The sequence below is a fragment of the Serratia sp. MYb239 genome (assembly GCF_002966855.1).
Classification (GTDB): domain Bacteria; phylum Pseudomonadota; class Gammaproteobacteria; order Enterobacterales; family Enterobacteriaceae; genus Serratia_B; species Serratia_B rhizosphaerae.
The window spans coordinates 70005-95648 of sequence record NZ_CP023268.1 but is presented as its reverse complement, the minus strand read 5'-3'; the positions used below and the strand labels follow the sequence as shown (position 1 = coordinate 95648).

23 protein-coding genes are annotated in these 25644 nt (G+C 60.3%); 6 read left to right on the top strand and 17 right to left on the bottom strand.

The window, feature by feature from the left end; genetic code table 11:
- Window positions 1–6: 6 nt before the first annotated feature.
- From CLM71_RS00415 to CLM71_RS00375, 9 genes are all read right to left on the bottom strand, one after another.
- Window positions 7–1242, bottom strand: coding sequence for an FKBP-type peptidyl-prolyl cis-trans isomerase N-terminal domain-containing protein (locus CLM71_RS00415; RefSeq protein ID WP_105229269.1), 1236 nt, complete (start codon window positions 1240–1242; stop codon window positions 7–9).
- A complete protein-coding gene (locus CLM71_RS00410; protein ID WP_105229268.1) occupies window positions 1239–1646 on the bottom strand; it encodes a hypothetical protein in 408 nt (135 codons plus the stop codon). Before CLM71_RS00410 ends, CLM71_RS00415 begins: the two co-directional genes overlap by 4 nt.
- Complete coding sequence (locus tag CLM71_RS00405; RefSeq protein ID WP_370446964.1) at window positions 1636–3402, bottom strand: Wzy polymerase domain-containing protein; 1767 nt, start codon at window positions 3400–3402, stop codon at window positions 1636–1638. Before CLM71_RS00405 ends, CLM71_RS00410 begins: the two co-directional genes overlap by 11 nt.
- On the bottom strand, window positions 3368–3907 hold the full coding sequence (locus CLM71_RS00400) for a fimbrial protein (RefSeq protein ID WP_105229267.1): 540 nt from the start codon (window positions 3905–3907) through the stop codon (window positions 3368–3370). The genes CLM71_RS00405 and CLM71_RS00400 overlap by 35 nt, the downstream gene beginning before the upstream one ends.
- 51 nt (window positions 3908–3958) lie before the next feature.
- Entirely contained in the window at window positions 3959–4615 is a 657-nt protein-coding gene (locus tag CLM71_RS00395; protein ID WP_105229266.1) for a fimbrial protein, read from the bottom strand.
- A gap of 32 nt (window positions 4616–4647) precedes the next feature.
- Window positions 4648–5409, bottom strand: a complete 762-nt coding sequence (locus CLM71_RS00390; protein WP_105233176.1) for a fimbria/pilus periplasmic chaperone — start codon at window positions 5407–5409, stop codon at window positions 4648–4650.
- Window positions 5410–5431: 22 nt separating this feature from the next.
- Window positions 5432–8005, bottom strand: coding sequence for an outer membrane usher protein (locus CLM71_RS00385; protein ID WP_234008605.1), 2574 nt, complete (start codon window positions 8003–8005; stop codon window positions 5432–5434).
- Window positions 8006–8051: 46 nt separating this feature from the next.
- Window positions 8052–8597 carry a fimbrial protein gene (locus CLM71_RS00380; protein ID WP_105229265.1) on the bottom strand — a complete coding sequence of 182 codons (546 nt, stop codon included), beginning with the start codon at window positions 8595–8597 and terminating at the stop codon, window positions 8052–8054.
- Window positions 8598–8660: 63 nt separating this feature from the next.
- Window positions 8661–9182: a fimbrial protein gene (locus CLM71_RS00375; RefSeq protein ID WP_105229264.1), complete on the bottom strand. Its 522-nt coding sequence runs from the start codon at window positions 9180–9182 to the stop codon at window positions 8661–8663.
- A gap of 653 nt (window positions 9183–9835) precedes the next feature.
- On the opposite strand from CLM71_RS00375, the gene CLM71_RS00370 reads away from it, so the two are divergent.
- The 3 genes from CLM71_RS00370 to CLM71_RS00360 are packed head-to-tail and all read left to right on the top strand — an operon-like array spanning window position 9836 to window position 11647.
- A complete protein-coding gene (locus CLM71_RS00370) occupies window positions 9836–10162 on the top strand; it encodes a hypothetical protein (RefSeq protein WP_105229263.1) in 327 nt (108 codons plus the stop codon).
- Window positions 10163–10179: 17 nt separating this feature from the next.
- Window positions 10180–11139 (top strand): fimbrial protein, encoded by a 960-nt coding sequence (locus tag CLM71_RS00365; protein WP_232251589.1) that lies wholly within the window; start codon window positions 10180–10182, stop codon window positions 11137–11139.
- Window positions 11140–11152: 13 nt separating this feature from the next.
- Window positions 11153–11647 (top strand): fimbrial protein, encoded by a 495-nt coding sequence (locus CLM71_RS00360; RefSeq protein WP_105229262.1) that lies wholly within the window; start codon window positions 11153–11155, stop codon window positions 11645–11647.
- 45 nt (window positions 11648–11692) lie between these two features.
- Here the strand turns inward: CLM71_RS00360 and CLM71_RS00355 are convergent, their stop codons facing one another.
- Both CLM71_RS00355 and CLM71_RS00350 read right to left on the bottom strand, forming a co-directional pair.
- On the bottom strand, window positions 11693–13033 hold the full coding sequence (locus CLM71_RS00355) for an esterase-like activity of phytase family protein (protein ID WP_105233173.1): 1341 nt from the start codon (window positions 13031–13033) through the stop codon (window positions 11693–11695).
- Between the two features lie 91 nt (window positions 13034–13124).
- The gene (locus CLM71_RS00350) at window positions 13125–14270 is read right to left on the bottom strand and encodes a cyanate transporter (RefSeq protein ID WP_234008662.1); all 1146 of its coding nucleotides are present in this window, start codon (window positions 14268–14270) and stop codon (window positions 13125–13127) included.
- A gap of 185 nt (window positions 14271–14455) precedes the next feature.
- Between CLM71_RS00350 and CLM71_RS00345 the strand changes: the two genes are divergently transcribed.
- Window positions 14456–15310 carry a LysR family transcriptional regulator gene (locus tag CLM71_RS00345; RefSeq protein ID WP_105233172.1) on the top strand — a complete coding sequence of 285 codons (855 nt, stop codon included), beginning with the start codon at window positions 14456–14458 and terminating at the stop codon, window positions 15308–15310.
- A gap of 6 nt (window positions 15311–15316) precedes the next feature.
- Here CLM71_RS00345 and xylR read toward each other — a convergent pair whose 3' ends face one another.
- The 4 genes from xylR to xylF all read right to left on the bottom strand — a co-directional run bounded on the left by xylR (window position 15317) and on the right by xylF (window position 20309).
- Entirely contained in the window at window positions 15317–16495 is a 1179-nt protein-coding gene (xylR, locus tag CLM71_RS00340; protein ID WP_105229260.1) for a D-xylose utilization transcriptional activator XylR, read from the bottom strand.
- 89 nt (window positions 16496–16584) lie between these two features.
- Window positions 16585–17769, bottom strand: a complete 1185-nt coding sequence (gene xylH, locus CLM71_RS00335; RefSeq protein ID WP_105229259.1) for a xylose ABC transporter permease XylH — start codon at window positions 17767–17769, stop codon at window positions 16585–16587.
- A complete protein-coding gene (locus CLM71_RS00330; RefSeq protein WP_105229258.1) occupies window positions 17747–19288 on the bottom strand; it encodes a xylose ABC transporter ATP-binding protein in 1542 nt (513 codons plus the stop codon). The genes xylH and CLM71_RS00330 overlap by 23 nt, the downstream gene beginning before the upstream one ends.
- Window positions 19289–19310: 22 nt before the next feature.
- Window positions 19311–20309, bottom strand: coding sequence for a D-xylose ABC transporter substrate-binding protein (xylF, locus tag CLM71_RS00325; protein WP_105229257.1), 999 nt, complete (start codon window positions 20307–20309; stop codon window positions 19311–19313).
- Window positions 20310–20683: 374 nt separating this feature from the next.
- Between xylF and xylA the strand changes: the two genes are divergently transcribed.
- Both xylA and xylB read left to right on the top strand, forming a co-directional pair.
- The gene (xylA, locus tag CLM71_RS00320) at window positions 20684–22003 is read left to right on the top strand and encodes a xylose isomerase (RefSeq protein ID WP_105229256.1); all 1320 of its coding nucleotides are present in this window, start codon (window positions 20684–20686) and stop codon (window positions 22001–22003) included.
- A 70-nt stretch (window positions 22004–22073) separates the two neighbouring features.
- Complete coding sequence (xylB, locus tag CLM71_RS00315) at window positions 22074–23525, top strand: xylulokinase (protein ID WP_105229255.1); 1452 nt, start codon at window positions 22074–22076, stop codon at window positions 23523–23525.
- Between the two features lie 82 nt (window positions 23526–23607).
- Here xylB and CLM71_RS00310 read toward each other — a convergent pair whose 3' ends face one another.
- Window positions 23608–24354 (bottom strand): SDR family NAD(P)-dependent oxidoreductase, encoded by a 747-nt coding sequence (locus CLM71_RS00310; protein ID WP_105229254.1) that lies wholly within the window; start codon window positions 24352–24354, stop codon window positions 23608–23610.
- A gap of 25 nt (window positions 24355–24379) precedes the next feature.
- Window positions 24380–25576, bottom strand: a complete 1197-nt coding sequence (locus tag CLM71_RS00305) for an MFS transporter (RefSeq protein WP_105229253.1) — start codon at window positions 25574–25576, stop codon at window positions 24380–24382.
- Between the last annotated feature and the right edge of the window lie 68 nt (window positions 25577–25644).

The following is a 25644-nucleotide window of genomic DNA, read 5'->3' as shown; positions in this document are numbered from 1 at the left end:
ACACCCTTAGTCATCCGCCGCCGGCTGCGGCGCCCGGCTGTTGTCGATGCGCAGCTCGTACACCATGGTGGCGTTCGGCGGCACCTTCGGCGGATAGCCGGTTTCGCCGTAGGCCAGCGCCGGCGGCACCACCATGGTGATGCTGCCGTGGTCGCGCAGATGGCCGATCGCCTCACGGAACAGCGGCGGAAAACCGGACAGCGGCAGCGACAGCACTTTGCCGTTCAGATCCATATCCTGGATAACCGTGCCGTCCGTCAGTTTTTCCTTTACCACCACGTCGATCACCGCATCCTGCGGCAACGCCCGGTCACCGGCATAATCCACCCGGTACCAAAACCCCGTCGGTGAACGCTGCACGCCCGGCCGTTTGCTGAACTGCGCCACATAGGCCCGATCCCGCTGCTGCTGTGCGTTGACAATACGCTCCCGCGCCGCGCCGGCCGTCTCATCGGCCTTGACCATCAGCGCATTCAGCTCCTGCTGCGGCAGCCGTTCACGCCCCGTCAGGTTATCCAGCACGCCGGCCAGCAGGCTACGTCGATCCACCGGCACGCCCCAGCTCTGGCGCTCCGTCAGCATGGTCTGAATATCACGCCCCAGCGCGCTGCCCGCCGCGTAGGACAGGCGGTTATTCTCGTCCTGCAGCTGCTCTGGCGTAACGGTCCACTGCGCCTGCGTCTGCTGCTGTTGCCGCCATGCGCCACGCTCTTTGGCAAAGCGTTGTTCCTGTTCCCGCCGCTTCTGCGCCTCCTGCGCCACCTGCTGCTGCGCCTGCTTGACCAGCTCAGCGGCGCGTCGGCTATCCGGCGTGCCCTGCCAGGCGCGGCGCAGCCCGGCCAGCCACTGCTGCAGCGGAGCCAGATCGGGCAGCGCCGTCGGGGCCGGCGTCTCATGCGCTGCGGCGCGCAACGCGGCATTCTCCTGCCGCAATGCCTGCAGCTCCAGCCGCTGCCGGGCCAGTTGTTCATCACGTTCCAGCAGGCTGCGGCGCGGCATCAGCGTTACGGCGGCGGGAGGCGAGGGTTTTGCCACCGGGCGGGCGCTAGCGGTGGTTTTCGCGGTATGCGGCGGCGCGGCGGATGGCGTTTTCCGCGCCGCATCCGGCGGCGTATCGCTGCGCTGTTGATACTGCTCGGCAAACTGCAGCAGGGCGGGAATGCCGTCATCGGCCAGGGCGTGCCGGGGCAGCGCACAGGCCGCCAGCGCCAGCCACGCCGCCACAGGCACACGACGCGTCATTTAACCTGCTCCCCGCGTTCGGCCAGCCCGATCAGCACCGACTGTTCGATCTCCGCGCACAGCCGGCTGACCTTATAGCGATACAGCGCATCCACCGTCTCCTGCGTATCGTCGTTCACCCGGGCGCGCAGGCCGGCATACTGCGACGCGCCGCTCATCAGGCTGTCGAAAGCGCGCTGGTTGTCCTGATAGCGTTCAGGATTGATTTTTTGCAGCGCCGCCAGTTCTTGCTGGCACTGCTGTAAACGCTTTGCCTCGCGCTGCTGACGCTGCGTCTCGACGGACGGCGCCGACTGCGGCTTGTCGGCCGCTTTGGGCTTGACGTTCTGGCAGGCCGTAGCGCCTAACAGCGCCAGCATCAGAATGCCCGCCCGGACGGCAAGGCGCACAGAGTTATCGGTCATGGTTGTTTTGCTTCCTTTCGTGGTTAAACGTGACCTGCCGCGAGCCGGAAAAACGCCGGTCGGCGGGGAACAACAGCGCGGCGGCGGTGCGGTATTGCTCGGCCTCGGCGTCGCGTCGCTGGTAACGTAAAATGGCGATCAGGCTGGCGTAGACGTTGGCGTCGATGCGTACCTTCAGATAGCGCCTGGCCCAGTCGCGGTATCGCGTCAGTTCGCGCTCATCGCGCGTCTGGTTGTAGGCCAGCAGGCGGTGCGTCTGTAAATCAAACTCCCGCCGCGGCTGCTGGCTCCAGGCGACGACGGGCGACATCTCGCGCAGCGGGCGCACATCGCGCAGCCCGCCGCGTTCCGCCTGCGTCAACAGCCAACCCGCGCGCAGCGCCGCCAGCATCAGCACCAGCCCGCCTACGCACAGCAGCGTGATACCGAGGCGCAGCGGCACAGTGCGGCGGATCGTCAGCGCGACGCGGCGGCTGCTCAGGCGATCCAGCTGCGCCAGCAGCAGCGTAAACAGCAGCCAGTGCAGGGCCGAAAGATAAAACGGATACTCCAGCTGGCTGTGCAGCAGCATCGGCAGCAGCACCAGACACAGCGCCGTCGCCTCGCCGGCATGGCGACGGCGACAGGAGAAAGCGCGACGGTCAACGCGCAGCGCCTGCCGCAGCAGACGCACGCCGCCCAGCAACAGCAGGACGATGCCCGCCAGCGCCACCAGGCCGCCCTCCACCCACCACAGCAGGATCTCATTGTGCGGATGACCGGCAATCTCCAGCACCGACGTCGGCGGCAACTGGGCGATGCGGAAATGCTGAAACGCATACTCAAACTGGCCGTAACCCCAGCCCAGCCAGGGCTTCGCGGCGATCATTTTCAGCGTGTCCTGCAGCATGGCGATCCGCGCCTGGTTCGACAGCGCGTGGGACACATACGCCATCCCGCCGTCACCGCCCGGCCACAGCAGCATGCCCACGCCGAATGCCCCGCCCAACAGCACCGCCAGCCCGGCCCGGAGCAGCCGGTCGGCGCAGACGCGGCGGAACGCCAGCCAAAACCCCGCCAGCACCAGCACGCCCCCCAGCCAGCCGGCGCGCGACTGCACCCATACCAGTAAGGCGGCCAGCAGGGCCAGTAACGCCGCCAGCCCCGTTTGTCTGGCGCGCTCCGCCCGCGCCGAGCGCAGCACATAGCCCGGCAGTACCGCCAGCATCAGCGCCAGCGCCAGGCCGGTGGCGATAAAACTGCCCAGCACGTTCGGCTGCTGGAAGATGCCGAAGACGCGTCTGCCGCGCAGCGGCACCCAGCTCCAGGCGGGCCAGAACAGCTGCAGCAGCGCGATCAGGCTCTGGCCGATGACCAGCGCCAGCAGCAGCGTAATCAGCGCCGTGCGCCAGCGGAAGGCAAGACGCACCTGCAGCCAGCCGCAGTACCAGGCCCCGCCGGCCAGCAGCGCGCTCACCCGCCACGCGGCGGCGGCGTAACCGTCCGGCGGCGCATAGGCCAGCGGCAACGCCAACAGCGCGACGCCCGGCAAAAAATACGCCGCGCTGCGGCTGAAGCGCCACGTGCGGCGTCCTGGCTGTCGCCAGCAAATCAGCAGCAGCATCGCCGCCATCAGCGCGTAGGTCAGCGCATTCAGCGGCAGCTTCAGCCCGCTGCCGCCCATATTGGGCAGATAGCACAGCGACGCGGCCAGCAGGGCGAGAAAGCCCGCCGCCAGCGCGTTATTCGTATTCCAGACTAAAGGTGGCCGTCGCACTGAATTCCCCGCGTCCGATGGTTTTGTCGGCAATCGCCTGTGGTTCGCCCCGCACATAGGCCTGCAGCGCAATCAGGTTGCTGCCCGCCGCCAGGCGATATTTTTTACTGGCGTCATTGAGCGGCAGCGCCGTGCCGTCGAGGTTTTCCAGCCCGATGGCGACGCCGGAGGCGCTGCTGCCGCCGTCCAGCGCCAGCAGCCCCGGCAGCCTGGCGTTCTCAGCGCCGCTGAAGGTCACCGCCACCGTATTGCCCAGGCTGAGATCGCACTCCGCCAGATGCAGAGAAAACGGCTGGCTGAGCGTCCGGCCGTTCAGATACAGGTACTTGTCGACAATGGTGCCGAAATCGAGCCGAATCAGCTCCTCGCCCGGCGGGATCACGCAAGGTTCCGCCACCAGCGTGCCCTCAAAACGCATGTTCTCATCCGCCGCCGCCGGCCCGCCCAGCATCAGCACGCCGGCCGCCAGCAGCGCGCCGCGCAGTTTTCTCACGGTGGTTCTCATGGTCGCCTCCCTTAATGGCATAACGCCGCACCGCCTTGCGCACGATGCGCATCAGTCGTAATACAGGCGAAAATCAATGGTGGCGCGATAGGCGCCGACGCCCAGCGTCGCCGGCGTACGCACCGGCGTGACGGTATAGGTCAGCGTGTTCTGCCCCGGCGTCAGCAGCCGCGGTGTGTTACGTGCCCCCAGCCGCACCGGCGTGCCGGCATCGTCCGCCAGCCGCAGCGCCAGCCCGCTGACGCCGCTCACCCCGATCAGCGACGGCGCATCCGCATCGGCAGGCGCGGTAAAACTGACCGACACCGCCGGCTGGCTGCCGCTCCAGGCCAGCGCGCCCCCCCACGGGTCGCGATTGCTGGCCGGTGCGCGCAGGCAGTCCTTCAGCCGCAGTTGAAAAGCCACCGGCGTGCCCCGGTCGCCCGGGTGCTGAAAACCGGCGCTGCCCAGCTCACCCAGCCAGACCTCCTGCCGCGCCGTCTCCATCTCCAGGCTGCAGGCGCTTTCACTCAGCGCGCCGTGCACATGCAGTACGCCGTTCGCGCCCTCGACGTCCCAGTTATCCACCGCCTGCGCCGGGGGCATCAGCAGCACCACCACACCCGCCGTCAGCGGCAGCATCATCGCCGCCGCCACCGTCAGGCCAATCAGCCGCCGCTGGTAGCGGATAAAACCCCGGCCGGACAACTTCTGGCTCTTGCGTCGCATTGTTATTGTCTCCGCTGTGTTGAAAATACCGGTTACTGCTTGTCCGCCACCGTCAGGCAAAGGTTGCCCGTACAGCGGAAGACCAGCTGCGGACGGCCGCCGTAGTCATTGATATAGGTCAGCACCGGGGCGGAGCCGATCGCCGAAGCGGACACGCCGAGGGGCGCGCTGCCTTTCGGCGCCACCATCACCGGTTCAAAACCGGCAACGCTCTTGCCGCCCTTGCGCGCCGCACCGTCCACCAGCGTCACGTAGTAAGGCGTCGGGTTATTCACCACATATTTATCGCCCTGACGGGTCAGCGTCAGCGACTGCTGGCTGGGCGCCGCGTTCTTCTGCGGCGCGACGGCCGCCGGACGGTAGAACATTTTGATCCGCGTCTGCAGCGCGATCTGCAGGGTATTCGGCTTGTTGCTGCGCGGCGGTATCTCACGCAGGTTGAAGTAGTAGAGCGTCTCGCGGTCCTGCGGCAGCAGTTTGGCCGCCGGCAGCGCCTGAATCTTCACCTGGCTGGGCTTGCCCGGATCAACCCGCTGCACCGGCGGCAGCACCGTAAACGGCGATTGAATCTTGTTGCCCTGCTCATCCTCGATCCAGCCCTGGGCCAGATAAGGCAGCTGTTTGTTCTGATTGCTGATATTCAGGCTGACCGTCTTCTGGTCGCCGTCAAAAATCACCCGCGTGCGATCCAGCGCAATCGCGCCCTGCGCCGGCGCGGCAATCACAAGCGCGGCAATCACAAGCGGTGCGCCCAATACGGCGATGTTCAGTCTGGTTTGAGTCTGGTTAAGCATTGTTTTCACAGTTATCAGTCCGTTATCGGTGACCGTGCGCCGCAGCGCCGGTCTGGTCATCGGGTCGGGGAGTATCCTGCGCGCCTGCGCCGACGGGGCGGCAAGGCAGCAGCAGGTTATTCATCAACATATCGGCCGGCAGCGGCGTCGGCAGATGCACCTCGCACTGCGCCGCGCCGTTCCAGTGCACCGTCATCACCTCGCCCGGGTTGATCCCGGACAGGTAAACGCTGCCGCCGTCGTTGACGATCCCGGTTTCCTGCTTACGCGCATTCATCACCGTGGCGCCGAACGGCGGTTCGCTACCGTCCGCCAGTTTGATAATCGCCATCGCTTTCTCACCGGCGATCACCGCAAAACGCCGGTAGCCGATGGCGCCTTCGGTCAGGGTGGCCTGCACCACCGAACGCGTCGCCTCCACCTTGTCGCCCAGCGCGTTGAGATCGATGCTGGCCTTATTGCGGTAATAGCTGTTCACATCCGTCACCACCGCCTGCCCAAAGCGGTTGGTCGCCACCGTGCTGCCGTAACCGCGCACCGGCACGTCGGGCACGCCGTCGGTATCCAGCAACAGCCGGGTGCCGCCCGGCGTCGCGATGCGGTGCAGCGCCGCGCCTTCCGCCGTGAGCGTCATCCCGCCCTGCGCGGCCAGGCCGACGGCGCTGTAGCGGCCGGCCTGGTAGCTGGCGTTGGCGTTCACCTGCGCCATATCGCCTTCGTGGCTGTAGTAACCGCTGAGCGTCGCTCCGCTGCGTCCGGCGCCGGCGCTCAGCTGATAGTTGTCGTGTTCATTCACCCGGTCGTAGTAACCGACGCGGTGCGTGTTGTCGTTCCGGTCAATCGTGGTGTTGTAGCTGATCGTGCCGCTGCTGCCCCACGGCACCGACAGCGACAGGTACATGCCGTCGTCATTGCGCGCGTTATAGCGGTTGCGGTAGGCCGACAGCGACAGGCTCAGGTTTTTAAACTCGCCCAGATCGAAATAGCGCGACAGCATCAGGTTGTAGCGATCGTTCGCCGCCCGGTCCCAGTAGGTCTGATGGCTGTAGTTGAGGTAGGCGCTCAGCCCCAGATCGCGAAATTGTTTATTGAAGGAGAGGGTGTACATCTCCTTGCTCTTGCCGTTGCGGTCCCCCTGATAGCGGGCGTCCAGATACTCCCCCATGCTCATAAAATCTTCCTGGGAGAAGCGGTAACCGGCGAAGGTGACCTGGCTGTCGTACTCGTCAAAGTTTTTCGAATAGCTCAGGCGGTAAGAACCGCCGCTTTTGACCCCTTCCTGCGGCAGTCTGGCCCGCGACTGGGTGACGTCGAAGGAGAGCGCCCCCAACAGCATCAGATCGCGCCCCAGCCCCAGCGACAGCGCGTTGTAGTCCCCGCCGCCGATGGCGCCGCCGTACAGCGACCAGCCGTTGCTGATCCCCCAGGAAAACTCGCCGGTGCCAAACAGCGGCCCGCGCAGATGGTGCCCCCACTCCGTCGGTTTGCCGGCGGCCAGCTTGTAGCGCACCCGGCCCGGCCGCGTCAGATAGGGAATGCTGGCGGTGCTCATCTTGAACTGCTGCACGCTGCCGTCCTGCTCTTCCACCCGCACGTCCAGTTCGCCGGACACCGCATCATTAATGTCCTGAATGCGGAACGGGCCGGCGGCCACCTGGGTTTCATACAGCACGCGCCCCTGCTGGCTGACCACCACCTTGGCGTTGGTTTTCGCCACGCCGCTGATTTCCGGCGCGTAGCCGCGCAGGTTCGGCGGCAGCATATTGTCGTCCGAACGCAGGCTGGCGCCGGTAAAGCGCAGGCTGTCGAACAGATCGGAATTCAGGTAGTCCTCCCCCATCGTCAGGCGGGAGCGCAGCGCCGGTATCGCCCGGTAGGCGTAATAGCGGCTCCAGTCGAACTGCTTGTCGCTCGCCTTGCCCGAGCCGGTCTGGTGGTTAACGCTGGCCTGCCAGTCAGCGCGCAGACGCCAGGCGCCCAGGTTGCCGCCGGCGGTGCCGTTGCCGCTCAGGCTGTAGCTGTCGCCGCCCGCCTTCAGGTTCTTTTGCGTTTGCGCATTGAGGTTGTAATCCAGCAGCAGCCCCGGAATACCGTTATCCCAGCGCGACGGCGGGTCCCAGTTTTCCGAGCTGTATTCCAGATAGGCCTGGGGAATATTGAGATACAGCGAGGAAGAGCTTAAATCGCCGCGCGCCTCCATGCCGGCCAGGCTGTGTAAATCCAGACACTGCCCGCCGTGCGTCCAGCGCAGCGTACTTTCCAGCTTTTCTTTTACGCCCAGCTGTTTGACCAATGCCGGCGGCAGACAAACTTCACTGCCTTTGGCATTATTTTCCGGCGCAACAAAGCGGATAGGCTGCTCCGGCAGATCGTTTTTATTAACGTGAACCACCATGGTGTAATTACCCGGCATAATGTAACCGCTGCGGGTAAACTGGCTCAGATCGATATTCTGACGATCGTTAATATCTAATACGTCGGTATTAAACTGAATTTCTTCAGCGGCAAACACCCACGTTACGGGGCTGCCAAACGCCAAAGCAACGCACAGCCCCAGCGTTTGCAGGCGAAATAACTTCCCTGCCGGTGAAAGCATAATAAACATCCCTTCAACATGTATTAACCGTCAGTACGACAAGAAATCAAAAGTAATCCAGCTTAAAACGCACTGTGGAAAAATATGCTCCCGCCTTCAGCGGCTGGTGATTTGGCATTAATGTCATTGAATATTTCAGCACGCGGTTTCCCGGCGTCACGCTTTCCTGCGCCAGAGGTTCGCCAGGGATCACCACTTTGCCGTTGCTATCATCAATTTTTAACGCGACGCCCCGGGCTTCGCCCTGCACGCCGAATAGCGAGCCGTCCGCATGGCCGTCGAACGTCACCTGAAAAAACTTCCAGTCAGGTTTATTTCCCGGCCGCTCTACGACGCAATTCACCAATTCGATACTGAACGTTTTCGTTATTCCCCGACCGTCGCGCATTATCTGCCCCAGCGGAACCGTCTCCATATCGATGGTCTGATCGCGGCTGCCGGCGGCAATCGCGCAGGCGGTATCGATAATGGCGCCGTGCATATTGACCTGGCCCCACCCCTGCCCGGCAGGCGCGGCCTGGCCCGGGGCGGAAAACAGCGCGCAGCTGGCCAGCAAAGCAATGGCGCTGGCCTGGTTCCATTGTGACAACATCGCGGCATTCCTTTGACGGGAGATAACGGCCGGGCATGTCGCCATGCCCGGCGACGCTATGGCTTACTGATAAGCCAGGGTGAAATCGGCTACGGCAGAGAAATCGCCCGGAACCACGGCGGCGGAAGCGCCTTCGCCCTGCAGGTAGGCAGCAAAACGCAAGGTGTTATTGCCTTCATTCAGGTTCTGAGCAGTGGTGGCTTTGCCCAGTTCAACGGCTTTACCGCCGTAAGTGATGGCAACGCCGGCACCGCTGGCGGTACCCGTAATGCCCAGCAGATCTTTATTGGTCGGCGACGCCGAACCGGTAAAGGTGGTGGTGACGCTCTTCAGCGTGGCGATATCGCACTGCTCCAGCTTGATATCAAACGAACGCGGATTGGAAGAGCCGCCGTTTTTCAGCGCCACGTTGGATACCTGGCCCAGATCGACGGTCTGGTCGAGAGACTCAGGGGCGATAGAGCAAGGCGCATCAATAATAGAACCAATAAAGTTAACTTTACCGTGCCCCTGATCGGCTGCGTGAGCGAAAGAGGTTGCGCCAAATGCCATCGCCGCGGCCAGCATGATTTTATTAAGTTTCATAGAACCTATATTCCTTATAAGAAGAGAATGCACATATCCAATAAATAAAGAACAGACCACACCGGAAATTTATCCGCAGATAAATAACGCGCTCTGATTCTTTAGCATTTTGTGAGTAGTAAACGTACCTAAACCAAAGGTATAACGGAAAAAACCACCGCTACAGCAAAAGTAAAAAAGCAAAGAAAACCCGCTGTGATTTCATAAAAATCACATTAAATTACAATTCAACTTTACCCGGCAGACCCTTATGGCTGGTGACGGTTATTCTGGCAAATAGCCCACATTAAAAAAAGTGATTTCTAGTTAAGCCGCAATATTCGCAATATATTTCCTTTATCCGGTAAAATTATTGTTATTTTTAGCGCCATAGATCGTAAATAATATAAAACCAGAACAATATCCTGTTTTTTATTATTTCGCGAACAATGAGATCTAAAATGAGGCCATTTTGAATATAATAAACCAAAAATTGGCTTTATCTGATGCTCTGCACGGGCCTTTCGCCTGTCGCAACGCGATCGCTGACGCCATAAATAATCACCATTACATACCGTTAATCTTTTGCTTTAACTGGGTTTTATCCTATACACAGCATATAGATAAACACCGCCATACCCGGGTAAAGCTATAAAGAAGTCCGAGGAGATACTATGGAAGTGTTATCGCCCAAAAAGAAGGAAATACGGCAGCTAAAACAGCGGCTGCTGTACGCATTATTGACGTTATCTCCCCCGTTAACTCAGGAGAATGAACTGCCTCCCCAGCATGAATGGTTATCTACTCGACAACTGGCGGAATATATAAACGAGGGTGTATATAGAGCTAGGAATTTATTACTGGAAATGGTTGCTAATGGCGACGCCATTGTCAGCCACGGATCGGTAAAAAACTCGCTGAGATGGTATCCCGCCGCCACGGAGCAACAAAGGATGGTTACCGCATGCCGCAAAACGGCGCGTGCACTCTTTAATGACTAAATATTTGGGATACAACAGTGAAAAAATTTGTTTTTTTATTATGCTGCCTGGCGCCGTTGCTGCTGGCCGGCAAGGCGCAGGCGTTTACCTGCCGGACTTCCGACGGCGGTTATATTCCCCAGGGCGGCTCGACAACGCCCGTTGACGTACGGGTGCGCATCGGGCCGCAGCTGTCGTACGGTAAAAACGAGATCGTCAACGTCAGCCAGGTCACCTGTAAAAACGACGTGGCCAGCTGGACCGACTTTCTAAAAACCGACAGCCCGGCGTTAACCATGAACAATGCGATTTTTGGCGGCATCGGCAGCGGCACCACCATTAACGGCGCCGACTATAACTCCCCGGTGCCGGCGGGCATCAGCGTGATGACGCTGACCAACCTGGACCAGCAGACGGTGAATATCCGGGTCTATATCGTGCTGAGCCGCTTTCCTACCCCGGATATTAAAATCAACAAAGGGGACATCATCGGCCAAATCAATTTCAGGCAGACCAATGACCGACAGGGATGCCCGAACTGCGGCCCCTACCGCTGGCGCCTGATTGCCGATAACGACGCCTATTTCGTGACCACCAGCTGCACCATCAACAATGGCCGGCAGATTAACGTCGACTTTAACCAGATACGCCAGGACTTCCTGACGCAAACCGTCACGGATGCGCAAATCAAGCAGGATAAGGCGCTCAGTTATCAGTGCGACGACAGCAGCGCCACCCAGGATGTGCTGATCAGACTGGTCAGCGACGCCACCGGGTTTTCGCCGGACTTTATCAAAACCAGCAACGCCAACGTGGGCGTCGCCATGGTGTATAAAGACGCGGTGATCAAACCCAACAATGCTTTCCGCACCCGGATCGTCAACGGTATGGGCAGCGACACCCTCACCTTTGTGCCGGTAAAAAACAACGTGCCTTATACCAGCATCGCCACCGGGCCGCTGTCCGGTTCAGCTACGCTGATTTTCAGCGCGCCTTGAGGACGCTCCCGCCATGACATGCATTGGAAGAACATTGGCCGCCGGCCTGCTGGCCGCGCTATCCGGCTACGGCGCTTACGCCGCCGATCAGGGGACGCGGGTCAGCATCACCGCCACGGTGGTGGCGCCGCCGCCCTGTGAGATTAACGACGGACGCACCATCGACGTGGACTTCGGCAAGGTCGGCGTTAACCGCATCGACGGCAGCCGCTATATGCAGCGGCTGAGCTACAGCGTGCACTGTGAATTTCTCGACCCCGCCAGACAGCTGAAGATGAAAATCGTCGGCACCGGCGCGGCGTTTGACGCCAACGTGCTGCACACCAGCATCAACGGTCTGGGCATTAAACTGCTGGCGGACGGCAAGCCGTTTAACCTCAACAGCGCGCTCAATATCGATTACACCACGCTGCCTGCGCTGGACGCCGTGCCGGTCAAATCCGCCTCCGCCACGCTGACGGAAGGGAAATTCACCAGCGGCGCTACCATGCAGATCGATTATTTTTAACGCCACCGGCGCGCTCCGTGTCAGGCGAAGCGCGCCGGACATACTTTAAGGTTTTAACAGCTGCGGCACATCCAGCAGGATAAACTCATTGTCGTCCGCCTTATTCGGCTGGCGGCTGGAGGAGAACGGGAAGTTGTTATCGTTGCCGACGATGATATGGCGCTCGTCCACCACATCGACGTTTTCAATAGTAAAGAACGGGAAGGTCAGCACGCCGTTATTCAGCGGCTTGCGCGCCAGCTTGTTCGGGTCCTGGATCTTCAGCAGGTCGATATAGGCCTGCTTCTCCACCGGTTTACCAACGTTGGCGTCGGAAAACGCGATGCGGTACACCCGTTTGAACTTCGCCACCTGGCTGAAGCAATTCTCCGTCGGCGCGCCGGCGGCGCAGGCCTGGTCCGCCGTGCCTTCGCCGTTATCGCGCTCAATCACCAGCCCGTGCGTGGCGTCGATCATATTAAAATCGCCGATCGCATGGGCGTTATCCTCCAGCACGTACTGCCAGCTGCGCCCGCTCCACTGCTGTTGCTTAACGTCAAACTCCAGCACCCGCAGATAGCGTTTGCCGCCGACCTGCTCGAAATCTTCACCGTCCCACAGCGCCCCTTCCAGCAGCGGGTACAGCTTGCTGCCATCTTTAGACAGCGCCATACCTTCAAACCCCTTGGAGCGCGCCACCTGGAAGTTCTGTTTGCCGTCCGGCGCGCCCGGCAGCGTCAGGGTCGGGTTGTCCGGCGATTTCACCACCTTGCCGTTCACCTGGGTGTCGAACACCGCCAGAATCTTACCGTCCAGCGTGGCCTTGATCAGATAGGGGCCGAATTCGTCGCCGATCCACAGCGCATTATCGGCGAACTGGAAGCTTTCCGGATCGAAATCGCCGCCGGTCAGATAGCGCGTGTCGGTGCTTTCGTTAACGATATGAAACGGCACTTTCTTGTCCGGATCGTGCAGAAATACCGTGTTTAACGGCTCTACCGCGCCGGTTTTAAAATCGATGCGGTAGTGGCTGAGATACAGCATCGCGTCCGGCGAGTTGGCCTTGCTGCCGAAGCCGTTATCGGTCAGCACCCAGTAACTGCCGTCCGGCATATGTTTAATGCCGGAGTGCCCCTGGCGCGGCTGGCCGTCGATCGGCAGGCCGATGCCGGTAGGACGATCGGCCGACAGGCCGGCAACGCTGCCCGGCACGCTGACCCGCTGGCCGCTGGTGTATTTGCCGCTCTGGCGCAGATCTGCCGGCGCGTCGTCCGGCGGCGTCACCGTGCTGCTGACCGGCAGCAGCGCATGGCCGGCCAGCTGCGCATCGACTTCCTGCTGCGCCCACAGCGTCGTGCTGCACAACATACTGGCGAACAGGCATGCCAGAGGCGTGGTTTTCATCATTGTTTTCATTGTCATTTTCCGTCTCCCTGATGAGGTGGTCTACCCGGAGGTAAAGGCACCGTCACTATAGGCAGCCGCAATGACAGAAATATTACCCGCCGCCGCTCTGCCGGTAGCTGCGCGGATGGAAGCGCGCCGTCAGCGCCATCAGCAGCAGCACCAACAGCGTATGCAGCTGCCAGTCGAGCAGGAAACCGCCGCTGTAGTCACGCAGCAGGCCGGAAATATACGGCGCAACGCCCGCCAGCAAAAAGCCGATGCCCTGCATAAAGGCCACCAGCCGCCCGGCCGCCGCCGGCTGCGGCAGGTGATCCAGCGCCAGCACCAGACACAGCGGAAACGCCCCGCCGAGGCCGACGCCGGCCAGCAGCGCCCACAGCCACGGCGTCTGCAGCGGCCAGCCGATCAGGCCGATAAACCCGACCAGCTGCATGATCAGCGCCGCCCACAGCAGCGGACGACGATCGTGACCACGCGCCAGCGCCGGCAGCGCCAGCGCGCCCGCCACCTGTCCCAGCGTCATCAGCGCCAGCAATACGCCGCTGGCCTGCGGCTGCCAGCCAAGCTGCATATAGTACGGCGGCAGCCAGGCGATCAGGCTGGCGTAGCCGCCGTTAATCAGGCCGAAGTAAATCCCCAGCAGCCAGGCGCGCGGGCTGCGGAACAGGCTGCCCGCCTGCCCGCCCGCCGGCGACGTCAGCCGCCCCAGTCCGCGGCTCGCCCACAGCCAGACCGCCAGTGCCGCCAACGCCGGCAGCGCCCACCAGGCCAGCGCGCTGTGCCAGTCGTGGCCGCGGTTCAGCCACGGCGTCACCGCCGCCCCCAGCCCGCCGCCGCCCATTAATGCCGCCGACCATAAGCCGGCCACCAGTGCCATCCGCTTGAGAAAATGATGTTTGATAATGCCCGGCATCACCGCCTGTATCACGCCGATGCCCAGCCCGCCCAGCACCGCGCTGAGCAGCAGCTGCACGCTGTCCGGCGCCAGTTCGCGCCACAGTGCCCCCAGCGCAATCGCCAGCAGGCTCAGCAATACGCTGGCGCGTTCGCTCAGCAGGCGGTTGATCCATACGCCGGCCAGCGCCATCAGGCCCATCATCAGCACCGGCAGCGCGGTCAGCAGCGCCGCGCCGCCAAAGCTCAGGCCGGTGGCCTGGCGCAGCGTGGGCAGCAGCGGGCCGACGGAGGTTAACAGCGGGCGCATATTGAGGCCGATCAGCACCAGCGCCCATAACAAAGGATGAAACCAGCGGCGCGCGACTGACGCCTGACCCGCCGGTTGAGAGTGATTTTCCACCATGGATTCCAGTCTGTGAATACGGAAGGAGGGCCGTCACAAGGCGGTGACGGCAACGTTGCCTCACTGTAGAAAATGCCGTTAGTATTTGGAAATTAAATAATGGAATGGTCAGCAGTGACAAAATGAATCGTTATCCGATGTTCAACCCGCAGCTGCTGCTCAGCTTCGTTGCCGTATGCGACAGCAGCAGCTTTACCCGCGCCGCCGAGCGGGTGTGTCTGTCGCAGTCGACCGTCAGCCAGCAGGTACGCCGGCTGGAAGAGATGCTCGGCAAGCCGCTGTTTGAACGCTCCTCCCATCAGGTGCTGCTGACCGAAGAGGGCGTAAAACTGCTCAGCTACGCCCGGCGCATTATCGCGCTGAACGAAGAGGCGCACGACGCGCTGACCGGCATCTGGCGCGACGGCGTGCTGCGCCTCGGGGTGCCGGAGGACTTCGCCGCCTCCACCACCGATCTGCTGGCCGAATTCAGCCGCGAGCACCCGCACCTGCGGCTGGACGTCACCAGCGGCCTGAGCGCCGATCTGCACCACGCCTACGGCCGTGAAGAACTGGACCTGATTCTGGTTAAACAGCGCCGCAGCCAGCCGCCGCGCGCCGCACGGCCGGAGCCGCTGCTGTGGCTGGACAGTCTGGCCTTTCCCGCCATTGAACAGTCGCCGGTACCGCTGGCGGTGTTTCCGCTCAACGGGCTGTACCGCGACGAGCTGTGTCAGGCGCTGGACAACCTCGGCAGGCGTTGGCGCATCGGCTACAGCAGCGCCAGCCTGGCGGCGCTGACCGCCGCTTCCGCCGCCGGACTGGGCGTCACCCTGCTGCCCGCCGGCTGCCGGCTGCCGAGCCACCGCGTACTGGGTGAGGCGGAAGGCCTGCCGCCGGTGAATAATTTCGAGCTGGCGCTGTATTACCGCGACGGCGCCCCCGCCGCCGCCGGCGCGCTGGCGCAGCGGTTGACGGCGTTTTGCCGGCTGGCATGAACGGCGTCAGTAGGCCGTTTCGGCGTATTTTTCCCGGTACTCTTTCGGCGTCATAGCGTCGCCCTTGCGGAACACCGAATAAAAATATTGCAGCGACGGGTAGCCGCACATCTGTGAAATCTCATTGATCGATAACGCGGTCGTCGCCAGCAGGTTACGCGCCCGCTCCAGTTTCTCGGCGTGGATCGCATGGTGAATCGTCTGGCCAGTTTCCTCTTTAAAGCGCTTCTCCAGATTGGAGCGCGACAGCCCCACCGCATCCAGCACCTGTTCCACCTTGATGCCGCGGCAGGCATGATGGCGGATATAGTGCATCGCCTGAATCACCGCCGGATCGCGCAGCGAACGGTAATCCGTCGAGCGCCGTTCGATCACTTTCAGCGGCGGCACCAGAATACGCTGCAGGGGCAGCTCACGCTGTTGTAGCAGGCGGTGCAGCAACTTGGCGGCGTGGTAGCCCATCTGCCGCGACCCCTGCGCCACCGAAGAGAGCGCCACGCGCGACAGATAACGCGTCAGTTCTTCGTTATCAATGCCGATCACGCTCAATTTCTCCGGCACCGGAATCGCCAGGTGTTCGCACACCTGCAGCAGATGGCGGGCGCGCGCATCGGTCACGGCAATAATGCCGGTCTGCTGCGGCAGGGTCTGCACCCAGTCCGCCAGCCGGTTCTGCGCGTACTGCCAGTTTTCCGGCGCGGTCGACATCCCCTGATACACCACCCCCTGATACTGTTCCTGCGCCACCAGCCGGCGGAATGCATTCTCGCGCTCCTGCGCCCAGCGTTTACCGCCCTCAGGCGGCAGGCCGTAAAACGCAAAGCGGTTCAGCCCTTTTTCTTTCAGATGCATAAACGCCGCTTCCACCAGCGCATGATTGTCGGTAGCGATGTAGTGCACCGGCGGGTAGTCGTCGTCACGGTGGTAGGAGCCGCCGACGCCGACAATCGGCACCTGAACGTTATCCAGCAGCCGTTCAATCTCGCGGTCGTCAAAATCGGCGATCACCCCGTCGCCCAGCCACTCTTTAATGTTATCGATGCGGCAGCGGAAGTCCTCTTCAATAAAAATATCCCAGTCGCACTGCGACGCCTGTAAATATTCCCCCACCCCTTCCACCACCTGGCGGTCATACACCTTATTCGCGTTAAATAACAATGTAATACGGTAACGTTTTTCGAACATGCGATATCCCCGGAAAACAAACCACTCCCTGAATAGCACAGCCGTTCAGGGAGCAGTAAAAATGCGGCGAGATTTGTGAGGTAAAGCGTTTATGCGCGCCGCTTGGTGGCGGAATCCATCCACACCGCCAGCAGCAGGATCGCGCCTTTGACGATGTACTGCCAGAAGGTGGGCACGTCCAGCATGCTCATGCCGTTATCCAGCGACGCCATGATAAATGCCCCCAGCACCGCGCCGGCAACGCTGCCGACGCCGCCCGCCAGGCTGGTGCCGCCAATCACGCAGGCGGCGATGGCGTCCAGCTCGGCAATATTGCCCGCCGAAGGCGAGCCGGCTCCCAGCCGGGAGCTGAGGATCAGCCCGGCGATCGCCACCATCAGGCCGTTAATGGCGAACACCGCCAGCTTGGTGCGCTCCACATTCACCCCCGACAGCCGCGCCGCGTCGATATTGCCGCCGATGGCGTAGATACGCCGGCCAAACGCGGTGCGGGTAGCCATAAATATCCCCGCCAGCATCAGCGCCGTCAGGATCAGCACCGGCGTCGGCACCCCGCGATAATCGTTCAGCAGATAGATAGCCCCGAGCACCACCACCGCCATAATGCTCTGCCGGGCGACGGCGCCGCCGGCCGCCGGCAACGGCAGCCCGAGCTGCGCGCGTCTGCTGCGTCGCCGCCACTGCCAGATGACGAATAGCCCCAGCCCCAGCGCGCCGATGCCGAACCCCAGGCCGCCGGGCAGATAGCTCTGACCAATCTGCGACATCGCGCCGCTGGTCGGCGCAACGGTGGTGCCGTTGGTGATGCCGACCAAAATGCCGCGGAACGCCAGCATGCCGGCCAGCGTGACGATAAAGGAAGGCACTTTGCGATAGGCCACCCACCAGCCGTTCCACGCGCCGAGCAGCAAGCCGGCCAGCAGCGTCACCGCGACGGTCAGCGGCAGCGGCCAGCCGAGCCAGACATCAAAAATCGCCGCCGCGCCGCCCAGCAGCCCCATCATCGAACCGACCGACAGATCGATCTCCGCCGAGATAATCACAAACACCATGCCGACCGCCAGAATGCCGGTAATCGCCGTCTGGCGCAGCAGGTTGGAGATATTGCGCGCGCTGAGATACGCCCCTTCGGTGGTAAAAGTAAAGAACAGCAGAATGACGGCGATCGCCGCCAGCATCACCAGCACCTGCAGGTTCAGCGATCTCAGCGGCAGCAGCGCCTTTTTGGCGGGCGCAGACGGCAGGCTTGCCTCAGACAGCGTGTTTTTCGACATGTTTTTCACTCCTCAACGCGGCTTCCATCACCTGTTCCTGGGTCAGATTGCGGTTTTCCAGCGAGGCCTTGATTTTCCCCTGGTGCATCACCAGCACGCGATCGCTCAGGCCCAGCACTTCCGGCAATTCGGATGACACGACGATCACCGCAATGCCCTGCTGCACCAGCTGATTGATTAATTTGTAGATTTCGTATTTTGCGCCGATATCGATACCGCGCGTCGGTTCATCCAGAATCAGGATTTTCGGGTTCAACAACAGGCATTTGGCGAGGATCGCTTTTTGCTGGTTGCCGCCGCTCAGGCGGCCGATGGCCAGCTCCGCCGATGCGGTTTTCACCTTCAGCCGCGCCAGCGACTGCTCAATGGTCACCTGTTCCCGCGCCTCGTCCAGCGCCGACAGCGGGCCGCTGAAGTCACCCAGCGCCGCCAGCGTCATATTCGCGCCGACCCCCATCACCGGCACGATGCCGTCGCGTTTGCGGTCTTCCGGCACCATGGCGATACCGTAGCGCATCGCCTGACGGCAGCTGCCAATCGTCGCCGCCTGCCCCTCGATCGTAATGTTCCCCTGCCAGCGCCCGGGATAGGCGCCGAACAGGCACTGCATGGTTTCGGTACGCCCGGAGCCGACCAGCCCGGCGACGCCGAGAATTTCCCCGCGCCGCAGCGTAAACGACACGTCGTCAACCCGGCGGATATGCCGGTTAACCGGGTGCCAGGCGGTCAGATTATCAACCTGCAGCACCACCTCGCCGACCGTGTGCGGCGCCTGCGGATACAGCTCGGTCAGTTCGCGGCCGACCATCATGGCGATAATCTCTTCCTCGCTCATGTCGGCTGCCGGACAGGTGCCGATGTGCCTGCCGTCGCGGATCACGCAGATCAGATCCGAGATCGCCTTCACCTCGTTCAATTTATGGGAAATATAAATACAGGCGATGCCGCGATCGCGCAGATCGCGCACGATCGTCAGCAGCGTGGCGGTTTCGCTTTCGGTCAGCGAGGCGGTCGGTTCATCCAGCACCAGCAGGCGCACCTGCTTGTTCAGCGCCTTGGCAATCTCCACCAGTTGCTGCTGGCCCAGCCCCAGTTCGCCGATGCGGGTATCCGGGTCTACCGCCAGCTTGACCTGCGCCAGCAGGCGCTGGCAGCGCTGATACATGGCGTCATAGTCCATCAGGCCATAGCGCCCCCACTCGCTGCCGAGAAACATGTTCTCCAGCACCGTCATCTGTTTGACCAGCGCCAGCTCCTGATGAATGATGGCGATACCCTTTTTCTCGGTATCGCGAATGGTTTTCGCCGTTATTAACTGACCGGAAAAATAAATATCGCCCTGATAGCTGCCGTGCGGATATATCCCGCACAGCACCTTCATTAACGTGGACTTTCCCGAACCATTTTCACCGCACAATGATAAAACCTGGCCGACTTCAAGTTGCAGACTGATATTATCCACCGCTTTTACCGCGCCAAATTGTTTCGTGATTTCCTTCATTTGCAATAAACAGAACATAACGACCTCCGTACGGCGGCGTTTATTTACCCAGATCGGATTTTTTATGGAAACCATCAGCGACTATCGTGCTGTCGATATTCGATTTATCGACGGAAATAGGCGTCAATAACCAGGCCGGTACGTCTTTAGTACCATTATTTAATTTGGCGTTGGATTTAGGCTGTTCGCCCCGGCCCATTTGCACCGCAATATTGGCGGCCTCATCGGCCAATTTACTGATAGGTTTGTACACCGTCATGGTCTGGCTGCCGGCGAGAATGCGTTTTACCGCCGCCAGGTCGGCATCCTGCCCGGAGATCGCCACCTTACCCGCCAGCCCCTGCGCAGCCAGCGCCTGGATCGCGCCGCCGGCGGTCGCATCATTGGACGCCACCACCGCATCGATATGGTTGTTATTGGCCGTCAGGGCGTTCTCCATGATTTTCAAGGCGTTTTCCGGCAGCCAGGCGTCCACCCACTGATCGCCGACCACTTTGATTTTGCCGCCGTCAATCAACGGTTTCAGCACGTTCATCTGCCCCTGACGGAACAGTTTGGCGTTATTGTCCACCGGCGAGCCGCCCATCAGGAAGTAATTGCCCTGCGGCACGCGCTGCACCAGGCTCTGCGCCTGCAGCTCGCCCACTTTCTCATTATCAAACGAGATATAAAAATCGATGTCCGCATTATTAATCATGCGGTCGTAGGCCAGGACTTTGATCCCTTCACGCTTCGCCTCGCCAATAACGTTGCTCAGCACCTGCCCGTTATAAGGAATGATCACCAGCACATCGACGCCGCGGTTGATCATGTTTTCAATCTGCGCCATCTGGGTTTCTTCATTGCCGTTGGCGGACTGCACAAACACTTTCGCTCCCTGCGATTCGGCTTTTTTGACAAAAATATCGCGGTCTTTCTGCCAGCGCTCCAGGCGCAAATCGTCAATCGCCATACCTATCTTGACGTCTTTACTGAACCCCGGCTGGCTGACCAGCGCCAGCATGGCGCAGGCGGAGAGGAATAAGTGCTTAAATTTCATCTTATATACCTTCTTTATTGAAATTGTAGGGTAATAATTGAAACGACTTTTTGTGGCACAACGTCCCGGGAATTGTTGTCGCTTACCTATCGCACAGCAATTACTGATTTTTACCGGCGAATTACGTTTTTTGGTTTAATGTTATTTTTATGATGGCGATCATGTTTTAACCTTGTGACAATTTGTCAGCGACAATAAAAACGTCTCATGGCGCCATCGGGCAGATCGCGTAATTAAATGCGCAATATGAGATCCGACGCACATTTAATAATTATCTGAATTTGAGTGTGAAATAACATAATTGAGACAATCATCACGAACTCCGAAGATTAAGGCATCCCGTAAAGCCGGGTTCCGTTACCAAGGAGTCGAGAATGCAATCTTATTTTGATCAGCTTGAACAAGTTCGTTACGAAGGCACCGGCAGCAACAATCCGCTGGCATTCCGCCACTACAACCCGGATGAAATCGTATTGGGCAAACGCATGGCCGACCACCTGCGCTTTGCCGCCTGTTACTGGCACACCTTCTGCTGGAACGGCGCGGACATGTTCGGCAGCGGCGCGTTCGAGCGCCCCTGGCAGCAGGCGGGCGATGCGCTGGAGCTGGCGCGGCGCAAGGCGGACGTCGCCTTTGAATTTTTCCATAAGCTCAACGTCCCCTTCTATTGCTTCCACGACGTCGACGTGGCGCCGGAAGGACATTCGCTGAAAGAGTACCTGCATAACTTTGCCGTGATGACCGACGTACTGGCCGAAAAACAGCAAAGCAGCGGCGTCAAACTGCTGTGGGGCACCGCCAACTGTTTCACCAACCCGCGCTTCGGCGCCGGCGCGGCCACCAACCCGGACCCGGAAGTCTTCAGCTGGGCGGCAACGCAGGTATACAGCGCCATGAACGCCACCCAGCAGCTCGGCGGCGAAAACTATGTGCTGTGGGGCGGCCGCGAGGGGTACGAAACGCTGCTGAACACCGATCTGCGTCAGGAGCGCGAGCAGATTGGCCGCTTTATGCAGATGGTGGTGGAGCACAAACACAAAATCGGCTTCCAGGGCACGCTGCTGATTGAGCCGAAACCGCAGGAACCGACCAAGCATCAGTACGATTACGACGTCGCCACGGTTTACGGCTTCCTGAAACAGTTCGGGCTGGAAAAGGAGATTAAGGTCAATATTGAAGCCAACCACGCCACGCTGGCCGGCCACTCGTTCCACCACGAAATCGCCAGCGCCATCGCGCTCGGCATCTTCGGTTCCGTAGACGCCAACCGCGGCGATCCGCAGCTCGGCTGGGATACCGACCAGTTCCCGAACAGCGTCGAGGAGAACGCGCTGGTGATGTTCGAAATCCTCAAGGCCGGCGGCTTCACCACCGGCGGCCTGAACTTCGACGCCAAGGTGCGCCGCCAGAGCACCGATAAATATGACCTGTTCTACGGCCATATCGGCGCAATGGACACCATGGCGCTGGCGCTGAAAGTGGCGGCCAAAATGATCGAGGACGGGCAGTTGGATCGGCAGGTCGCCAAACGCTATGCCGGCTGGAACGGCGAACTGGGCCAGCAGATTCTGCAGGGAAAACTGTCGCTGGAAGCGCTGGCCAAGTACGCTGAACAGCATGATCTGGCGCCGCAGCACCACAGCGGCCACCAGGAAAAATATGAGAATCTGATCAACCGTTATCTGTTCGGTTAACCCTGTCAGGGGCGGACGCGTCCGCCCCGCAGCCGCGTTAATCCGGATATGCCACTTAAAGGGACCTTCTATGTATATCGGCATCGATCTTGGCACCTCCGGCGTGAAGGCCATTCTGCTGGATGAACACGGGCAGTTGCTGGCCAGCCACACTGAAGCGCTGACCATCTCCCGCCCGCAGCCGCTGTGGTCCGAACAGGATCCGCAGGACTGGTGGCAGGCGACCGATCGCGCCATGCTGTCGCTCGGCCGGCAACATGACCTGCGGCAGGTGCAGGCCATCGGCCTGACCGGCCAGATGCACGGCGCTGTGCTGCTGGATCACCGGCAGCAGGTGCTGCGCCCCGCCATGTTATGGAACGACGGCCGCAGCTTTGAGCAGTGCCGCCAGCTGGAGCAGGCGGTGCCGCGCTCGCGCGCCATTACCGGCAACCTGATGATGCCCGGCTTTACCGCGCCGAAAGTGCAGTGGGTGCGGCAGCATGAGCCGCATATTTTCAGTCAGATAGACAAGGTGCTGCTGCCGAAAGATTACCTGCGCTGGCGGCTGTGCGGCGTATTCGCCAGCGATATGTCGGACGCCGCCGGCACGCTGTGGCTGGACGTCGCCCGGCGCGACTGGAGCGATGAGATGCTGGCCGCCTGCGGCCTGACGCGCAGCCAGATGCCGGCGCTGTTTGAAGGCAGCCAGCTCACCGGCCGGCTGAATGCCGAGCTGGCGCAGCGCTGGGACATGCCGCAGGCGCCGGTGGCGGCGGGCGGCGGCGACAATGCGGCCGGCGCGATCGGCGTCGGGCTGTATCAGCCCGGCCAGGCGATGCTGTCGCTCGGTACCTCTGGGGTCTATTTCGCCGTCAGCGACGGTTTCCTCAGCAACCCGGCCAGCGCCGTCCACAGTTTTTGCCATGCGCTGCCCGATACCTGGCATCTGATGTCGGTGATGCTCAGCGCCGCTTCCTGCCTGAACTGGGTATGCCGGCTGACCAACGTTGCCGACGTCGCTACCCTGCTGCACAACGTCGAGCAGGCCAGTCCGGCGGACGCGCCGCTGTGGTTCCTGCCCTACCTGTCCGGTGAACGTACGCCGCACAATAATCCGAACGCCAAAGGCGTATTCTGGGGGCTGACCCATCAGCACGGGCCGGACGATCTGGCGCGTGCAGTGCTGGAAGGCGTAGGTTTCGCGCTCGCCGACGGCATGGATGCGCTGCACGCCAGCGGCCTGCATCCTGACAGCATTACGCTGATTGGCGGCGGCGCACGCAGCCCGTTCTGGCGGCAGATGCTGGCGGATATCAGCGGCCAGCCGCTGGAATACCGCACCGGCGGCGACGTCGGACCGGCGCTGGGGGCGGCGCGGCTGGCGCAGATCGCACTCAACCCGCAGCGTCCGTTGGCCGAACTGCTGCCCCCGCTGCCGCTGGAGCAGCTGCACACGCCGGATGCCGGGCGTCATCAGGAGTACGCGGAGCGCCGCGCCACCTTCCGCGAACTGTACCGCTGCCTGCTGCCGTTGATGTGAACCTGAAGGGCCAACAAAGTTGGCCCTGAATAAAAACCTTCACGGTAAAAATTGACCAACAGCCGGAGAAAAGGACAGATCGTTATAGATTGGTCCCACCATCCACCGCAATATTCGCTCCAGTAATAAATGCTGCTTCATTACTGACTAAAAAATTAACTATCGAGGCTATATCGTCAGTCGTACCATACTGTTTTAATGCAGTAAGCTCGCGGAAGAATTTGGCATTAGGGCCATCAGCCGGACTCAGATCTGTATCAACAGGACCAGGGGATATCTGATTGACGGTAACTTTTTTATGCGCCAAATCCCGCGCCAATCCTTTGGTTAACCCAGTCATCGCTGATTTACTCATCGCATAGAGCGTAAGACCAGCACCAGGCACCCGCTCGCCCAGGCAACTACCGATATTAATAATTCTTCCACTATCAGAAAGATAAGAAGCGGCCTCTTGGGCAAAGAGGAATGCGCCGCGAATGTTCACCATGATGGTCTGATCGACGCTTGTCAAAGCAATCTGCGACAACGGATGACCACTCACGTCCATATAGCCGGCGTTATTAATCAATATATCCAAACGTCCAAACTGGGAGATGACTTGCTTTATCGCCAATTTGATTGCTTCAGGATTGGCTGAATCGGCCTGAATGGCTTCGCCACGTCGGCCAAACGAGGTAATGTCGCGCAGCACTGCCTGTGCCGCTTCACTATTATTGATAAACGTAATAATGACATACGCCCCCTCTTGCGCTAACCGCCGGGCAATACCAGCACCGATCCCGCGGCTACCGCCAGTAACTAACGCAACTTTTCCAATCAGACCAGACATACAAATATCTCCTTTAAATGTATTGTTATTGCTTATTCTCATGCTTATTACGTAATGTGCAGATATCGGGAATTAACGTTGCTAAGCCGACTATTGCCATGAAAAAACCCACCCACAGAGGCGCTTGTAAGCCATAACCAAAGCTAATGCCTAACCCTCCTAACCAGGCGCCGATCACGATACCCAGCGTAATGACGGAGGTATGAAGCGTATTCACCAGAGAACGCCCGTTTGCCGTGCGGATTACACGGGTGGCCATGGCCGGATTCATGGTCACGCCAACAAGACCAATACCGACCAGAGATAAGGCAGAGACAACCTTGTCGTCTGCAAACAGGCCGAAAAGCATCAGAAAAAAGGCAAGGGCTGCAAGACCAACCGCAAGTACGGTAATAGTATGCCGATCCGCCAGTTTGCCGACGACGGCATTACCTATCACCGTCATCGCCCCATATACGATCAAGAGAATGGCAACATCCACATTGTCATAACCCGTAATACCTTTCAAAATCGGTGTAAAATAGGTGAACGCGGCGAATGTGGCTCCGATAATCAAAAGGCTGGTAGAGAAAACGCTCCACAGCTTAAGATTCTTTAACGCACCCAACTCACTTTGCAGGCTGACCGCCTGCTGCCTGGCGATAGACGGTACTCCGAAGAATGTAGAGACAGCAGCTAAAGCGGCCAGAATGCTGACGGTCCAGAAACTTTCCCGCCATCCGGCGTAAGTGCCAATCAAGTTCGCCATGGGCAGGCCCAGGACGGTTCCCACCATAATACCGGCAAGGACGATGGAGACGGCCCATCCTCGTTTCTGCTCCGGTACGATGTCAATACAGATGGTTAACGTGACGCCAAAAAAAGCACCGGATACCGCGCCGGTGATCAATCGCGCTACGATTAACATATGATAAGAACTGGCAATGGCTCCCAGAACTTCAGCTGCGATAAACGTTGCGTAAAGCAACATCAACGCATTTTTCGGCGCTCTCTTTAACAACCCGATGGCGAGCAGCGGACCGCCAAACGCCATTGCTAGTGCATAAAAAGAAACCAGATAACCCACCTGAGAGATAGAAACACCGAGATCGTCTGCCATCACCGGGATCATGCCTGCTACCTGGAATTCGCTGGTAACCATGGCAAAAATGCCAAATGCCAATATATATACAGCGAACGGCAACGCTTCATTTTTACTGCCTACGACGGATGTCTGTTGCATAAAGCTCATTCCTTTTCCTAAACAACATCCAGAGAAATGGTTAGAACCATTGGCTATCTGTTTGCTAA